The sequence below is a fragment of the Gemmatimonadales bacterium genome (assembly GCA_035502185.1).
Classification (GTDB): domain Bacteria; phylum Gemmatimonadota; class Gemmatimonadetes; order Gemmatimonadales; family JACORV01; genus Fen-1245.
Genome location: DATJUT010000042.1, coordinates 1 through 5,881, shown reverse-complemented (window position 1 = coordinate 5,881; position 5,881 = coordinate 1). Strand labels below are relative to the sequence as shown.

8 protein-coding genes are annotated in these 5,881 nt (G+C 66.8%); 5 read left to right on the top strand and 3 right to left on the bottom strand.

Features of this window, described 5'->3' with window-relative positions; genetic code table 11:
* Window positions 1-31: 31 nt before the first annotated feature.
* Complete coding sequence (locus VMF70_05550; GenBank protein ID HTT67475.1) at window positions 32-364, bottom strand: hypothetical protein; 333 nt, start codon at window positions 362-364, stop codon at window positions 32-34.
* A 340-nt stretch (window positions 365-704) separates the two neighbouring features.
* Between VMF70_05550 and VMF70_05545 the strand changes: the two genes are divergently transcribed.
* From VMF70_05545 to VMF70_05525, 5 genes are all read left to right on the top strand, one after another.
* Complete coding sequence (locus VMF70_05545; protein ID HTT67474.1) at window positions 705-1,241, top strand: DUF4386 family protein; 537 nt, start codon at window positions 705-707, stop codon at window positions 1,239-1,241.
* Between the two features lie 1,213 nt (window positions 1,242-2,454).
* The gene (locus VMF70_05540; protein ID HTT67473.1) at window positions 2,455-2,946 is read left to right on the top strand and encodes a GNAT family N-acetyltransferase; all 492 of its coding nucleotides are present in this window, start codon (window positions 2,455-2,457) and stop codon (window positions 2,944-2,946) included.
* A gap of 195 nt (window positions 2,947-3,141) precedes the next feature.
* The gene (locus tag VMF70_05535) at window positions 3,142-3,345 is read left to right on the top strand and encodes an AbrB/MazE/SpoVT family DNA-binding domain-containing protein (protein ID HTT67472.1); all 204 of its coding nucleotides are present in this window, start codon (window positions 3,142-3,144) and stop codon (window positions 3,343-3,345) included.
* Complete coding sequence (locus tag VMF70_05530) at window positions 3,342-3,725, top strand: type II toxin-antitoxin system VapC family toxin (GenBank protein ID HTT67471.1); 384 nt, start codon at window positions 3,342-3,344, stop codon at window positions 3,723-3,725. The genes VMF70_05535 and VMF70_05530 overlap by 4 nt, the downstream gene beginning before the upstream one ends.
* A 187-nt stretch (window positions 3,726-3,912) precedes the next feature.
* Window positions 3,913-4,251, top strand: coding sequence for a hypothetical protein (locus tag VMF70_05525; GenBank protein HTT67470.1), 339 nt, complete (start codon window positions 3,913-3,915; stop codon window positions 4,249-4,251).
* 598 nt (window positions 4,252-4,849) lie between these two features.
* Here the strand turns inward: VMF70_05525 and VMF70_05520 are convergent.
* Together VMF70_05520 and VMF70_05515 are read right to left on the bottom strand one after the other, a co-directional pair.
* Entirely contained in the window at window positions 4,850-5,332 is a 483-nt protein-coding gene (locus tag VMF70_05520; GenBank protein ID HTT67469.1) for an SRPBCC domain-containing protein, read from the bottom strand.
* Window positions 5,333-5,342: 10 nt separating this feature from the next.
* A complete protein-coding gene (locus VMF70_05515; protein ID HTT67468.1) occupies window positions 5,343-5,708 on the bottom strand; it encodes a metalloregulator ArsR/SmtB family transcription factor in 366 nt (121 codons plus the stop codon).
* Window positions 5,709-5,881: the final 173 nt, after the last annotated feature.

The following is a 5,881-nucleotide window of genomic DNA, read 5'->3' as shown; positions in this document are numbered from 1 at the left end:
CGTTAGGCGGCGCCGGGCCCGACCCGCGCACTCACGGGGCAGGGGTCGCTCCAGTGATCAACCCAACCGCGCGCCGCATGAGCGCCCCCACGTAACAGCCGACCAGCGCAAATACGGCCGCTACCAGCATGACACGCGGATCAAGCTGGATCGGTTCTGGCGTGACGACCTTGGCAAACCGCGCGGCAGCCGCTACGACCGGGAGCCCGAGCGCCATCAGAATGGCCCAGCGCCAGGGCGCCCGTGGCTGCACCAGGCCGCAGACCACGCCCGCAGCAAGCAGGGCCGCAATCGTAACGCTCACTTCCGTGGTATGAATATCGAGCCACCCAATGGCTAGCCCCAACACGGCCGCGAGAACCATGCAGCTACGATCCCAGAGTGAGCGCTCCGCCATCGAGTACCTGCCCTCGTAGGGGACGGACAGAACATGGCGCACCAACTTCGCTACGTCAAGTACTTTGCGACACGGAGCACACCTTGCGCGGCGCCGTCTAGCTCGCGCCTGCAGCGGCGGGCACGGCCGGGTGACGCCCGCCTAACGCTCCCAGGTTAGGCTGAGTTGGTGGTTGATGGCGGGGCCCGCGGCCGGCCCGCCGCTGAGGCGCGAGTCGTTAGGCCGCGCCGAGCCGGCGCCCCCGAGGGGGCCGCGGGCGCGGTGACGGACACGCGGGTGAGGCAACTTGCCGGGGGCTGGAGGGCACATGACGCGCACGACGAACGCACGCCTAGCCGGCATCGCGTTTCTTCTCTACATCGCTGCTGGAGTGGCGGGCATGGGGCTTCAGGCCAGGCCGCACGCGACGGCAGCGCTTGCGCTACTGACCTCCCTCTGCGCCCTCGTGCTAGGTGTGACACTGTACGCGATTACGCGCGACGTGGACGCGGACCTAGCCCTGCTTGCTCTCACTTGCCGCGTCATCGAAGCCATTCCGAGTCACGACGCCGCGATCTTCTTTGCTGTAGGTAGCACGTTGTTTGCCTGGCTCCTTCTCCGGGGCCGTATGATCCCGGCGGCCCTGGCGTGGCTCGGTGTGTTGGCGTCGCTATTGCTCGTCGCGCTCCTCCCGATGCAACGGGCGGGGCTGCTCGGGGGCTCATTTAGCTGGGCGTCCACGATCACCTGGCTGATGTGGCTTCCGATGTTCGTATTCGAGGTCGTCCTGACGCTCTGGTTGCTGACCAAAGGCGTCGCGCTGCCCGCGGCACGCGAGTCGTTAGGCCGCACGCCGGGGGGCTAGGACCGTGATCCGTGGGCGCATGATGGCCATCTGTCTGGGGTTGGCGACCTCGCTTTCGGCCTGCCACTCGGCCCAACCCGACCCGTCGCGTCTGTGGGTGCCACATACGGCGCGTGAGGTTATCGCCCTCACCGCGGCGGCAGTGACCGGACTCGGTTTCACCGTGACAAAGGCCGATACGGTGGCGCACACGCTCACCGCGCACCGCGACGCCGTCAACGACGGCAATGCCGACTTCATGCTCTGCCCGGGGTCTGTGGGCGGCCGCGGTCACATCAACCCGCAGGGGTTTCGTAGCCGAGTCGCTGTGAGCCTGATAGCTCGCGATAGCGCGGCCGGCGCCTCGGTCGCTGTTGAGGTGACGGTTCCCGTCGCCACGGACATTGTCTGGATGGGTATGGGTGGCTCAGAGCACTGGAATTGCAGGAGTTCTTTGATGGTTGAGGCGACGATCGTTCAGGCCCTTCTGCCAGAGCGAGGTCCCAGGGTCCGTCGGCTCCACTGACACACCGGCGGGCGTGGCCGTCGCGTGCGGCCTAACCAGCGCCTGCTGCGGGCGGGCACGGGCGCGTGACGCCCGCCCGCCTAACGCTCCCAGGTTAGGCTAGTTGGTGGTTCGTGGCGGGGCCCGCGGCCAGCCCGCCGCTGCGCGAGTCGTTAGGTGGCGAGGGGCGCGGCGCCGAGAATGCGCGAGGTCCAGCGCGCCCCCTTGGCACGCTGGACCTCGTTCCTGCGAATGACCGATCGGCGCGGATGCGTCGGTCGTCAGTTCATGCCAATGCGCTACCGGCTACCGGCGATCCGCGCCTTCGTAAGGTCATTAGACACTGGATCACCTCCTTGGTTATAGGTGGCACATAGGGGCCAGCACGAGACAATCTAGTGACTGGGTTCCGGCGCGCGAGCCCCCGGAATGCGGCGGCGGCCGGACCCCGCGCCGTTCTCTGGTTACTGCGCAGCGCGAGGATCGGGTCTACCGCCGACAACCGCTGCCTGTACCTCAACGATGGGTTGCCCCGGAAGCTGGCCCTCCCGCGGGCGTCCAAAGGGGCGCCGCCTAACCAGCGCCTGCAGCGGCCCGGCGCGCGGGGCTTGAGGGTTGGGTGGCTGGCAAGTTGAGCGGAGGTAGTGCAAGCGTCTTGCGCCAGGCTGGCGGGTCGCCCGCCCCTGAGGCGCGAGTCGTTAGGCTGCACCGTCTGACACCGGCGGGCCCATGTCCGAGGACGCAACCCAAGACATCGAACCGGCTCGGCCTGAACTGCGGTACCGGCAGGCGAGTGAAGGCGACGTTCCCGAGATCACCCGCGCTCGATCCACGGATCCCGCCTCTGAGCCCGGTGACTCACGCTTGGCGGCCTACGTGCAAGGCACCCATCACCCGCAGCACGCGCTTGCGCTCCGCGTGGTCTACGTAGCGGTCAGCGGACGCTCCGTGGTTGGGTACATCGCCGGACACCTCACCCGGCGTTACGCCTGCGATGGGGAAGTGCAGTATTTGTGGGTGGCGCCGCAATATCGGCGCCAAGGGATTGCCACCGAGCTGTTGAGCCAGCTCGGAGGGTGGTTCGCGGCGCAGCGCGCCAGCAAGGTCTGCGTGAACGTCGCGGAGGACAACGTCGCCGCGCAGCTCTTCTTCAAGGGGCGCGGGGCCGGTGAACTGGAGCGCCACTGGCTGGTGTGGGCGGACATCAGGGGTGCAGCCTAACCAGCGCCTGCAGCGGGGGGCTACGCGGTTTGCGGTGCGCTTGGTGAGTTGACCTGAAGCGGTGCAGGTGTTGTGCGCTTGGCGGGCGGTCGCTCGCCCGCTGAGGCGCGAGTCGTCAGGCAGACTCAAGCGCCGGCCGTTGCCGGTATGACGATATCGCGATAGATTGCGAAATCGTTGTACGGGAGGAGTGGGATGGTCGTCACGGTGTCCCCGAAGTATCAGGTGGTGATTCCGCAGCGGATCCGGGAGGCCCTCGGGCTGAAGCCCGGCCAGAAGATCGAAGCGGTGCAGTTTCTCGACCGCATTGAATTCATCCCGGTGCGCCCCATCAAGGCCATGCGCGGCTTCTTGAAGGGGATCGACACGCGGGTGCCGCGGGAGCGGGACCGCGTGTGAACGTCGTCGATTCCTCGGCGTGGTTGGAGTACTTCGCGGACGGCCCCAACGCCGGGGCCTTCGCCCCGCCGATCCAAGCCACGGCTGATCTGGTGGTGCCGTCCATCACGCTCTTTGAAGTCTTCAAGCGGGTCTATCAGCAGCGGGGCGAAGGGCCGGCCCTGCACGCCGTGGCGGTGATGCAGCAGGGGCGGGTCGTCGACCTGGACGGACCGCTGGCGCTGGCGGCGGCCAAGCTCAGCGCGGACAGCAAGCTCCCGCTCGCCGACAGCGTCGTCTTGGCGACCGCCCGCCAGCACGAGGCCACGCTGTGGACCCAGGATGCGGACTTCGAGGGGCTGGCGGAGGTGCGCTATCGCGCCAAGCCCCGGACCGCTTGAGTCTGCCTAACCAGCGCTTGTAGCGGGCGGGCGCGCACGGCTCGCGGGTCGGCTGGCTGGTGAGAGCAACGGAGGCAATGCAGGTGTTGTGTGGCTGGCGGGCGGTCGCCCGCCGCTGAGGCGCGAGTCGTTAGGCGGCGAGGAGTTCCCTTTGAACTACCGCTTGGTAGCGCGGCGCGGGCTTTCCGTGTGCGCCGCACTGCTGGTCCTCGCCCTGGGCTGGTGGACGGTCGCGGGAGGCGTGCGCAACCTCCACCAGGCGGGGACAAGCGGGCAGCAACTGGAGACGGGGATCCAGCTCGCATGCGGGCTGCTGTGCTTCGCGGCCGTGGTCACGCGGTATCGGTGGCGCTCTCTGTTCCGGCGGCTGCGAATCGCATGGGTGATCACGCTGTCGGCGTGGGTCGGCCTTTCGGCGCTCGTGTGGGGGCCGCCCCAGCCGCTCATCGCACTGGTGTTTGCAGTCGTGGCTCTGCTGGTAGCGTGGGCCATGCTCTGGGCGCTCGGACCGGCCCCTGCGGCCTAACCAGCGCTGCAGCGGCGGGCGTCTTCGGCTCGTACTGGCTGGTGAGTGCAATTGAGGTAATGCAGGTGTTGTGTGGCTGGGGGGCCGGCCCGCCCGCTGAGGCGCGAGTCGTTAGGCAGCGGCTGGTACGCCGAATTTCTGGGCGGGGACCGAAATGAGAAGCCACACGACCACCGCACTCTACGTCATGCTGATGGCAGTTGGGATCGTCGTGGTCGATGTCTTGTTCTTCAGGCACCGGTTCTGGGAACGGCTGGCGGTGAATGTCGGAATCGTCCTCGCATGCGGCGCCTTGTACTTCAGATTCCTGAAGCGTCCATGAGCGAGGCGGAAGCGCGGCTCAGCCGTCGGCCGCTGTCTAACTCGCGCCTGCAGCGGCGGGCACGGCCGCGTGACGCTCGCCTAACGCTTCGGGGTAACGCTGGGTTGGTGATGGCTGGCGGGTCCCGCGGCCGGCCCGCCCGCTGAGGCGCGAGTCGTCAGATGGCGCCCACGCACTCATGTCGGGACAGATGAGACTACGTACCGTGGGACCCGATAGCCCCAGCCAGTGTGAGCCGGGACTATCGGACGACCGACCGCGAGATCCACGTCTCTGTTACTGCCCCGAGCTCTCACCCAAGGCGACGAGAAGCTCGTCCAGCTGATCGAACGTCTCGCCCATTGCATCGGCTGCTCCGGTGCCGGCAGCGTCGAGCGCTTCCTTCGAAGGATAGTTCTCATGCAGGACCACCAGCGTCTTGCCGCCCTTTTCCTCGAAGGTCACCGTGGTGACAGGCCCGGCCTCGCCTTCCTCATTGGTCCACGCCAGGCGCGAATACGGCTTCACTTCGACATACGTGCCGAAAAACGCGGCAGGCTCGGGGCCACCGTGGTCGAATACCAATCGGTACTTGCCTCCGACACGAGCATCCACCTCGCAGGACAGCAGGGTCATTTTCATCGACTTGGGCACCCACCAACGCTTGAGCAGCTCGGCCTTGGTAAATGCCTCGAACACGATGCGCGCCGGGCCGTTGATGGTCCGTGTGACAACCACCTCGCGGTCCGACTTCCGTTCCACCGTGGTGCGGTTCTTCACGGGGCCGGGCTCACTTTCGTTTCTTGCGTTCATCGCTCTTCTCCTTTCGTGTGAGTTCCTCGACAACCTTGTCCAACTCGTCGAAGCGTTCGTCCCAGCGCTGGCGATACCTCTCGAGCCAGGCCGTCTCTTCCTCCAATCGGCGCGGGCCCAGCTGGCACGACCGCACGCGTCCGATCTTCTTCGTGGTGACGAGCCCCGCCTGCTCCAGAACGCCGACGTGCTTCTTCATGCCCGTGAGCGTCATGTGGAACTTCTCGGCAAGGTCCGTGATCGAAGCGTCGGCTCGGCCGAGCTGCTCCAGAACGCCACGCCGCGTGGCGTCCGAGAGCGCGGCGAACGCAGTATCAAGTCGGGTCGTCAGATACTGAACCATATGGTTCAGTAGTGTAACGCAAGCGTTCGCGGCATGCAAGGGGTTGCCGCGAAGAACGATGCGTCCTACCCCGAAATTCGGTACCGGATAGACTTCCAAGGGCCAACGGGGCTCCGGCCAAGAGCCTCAGTGTGCCGCCGCGGCGGATCAACGAGATTGTGCTGGGCAAGCGG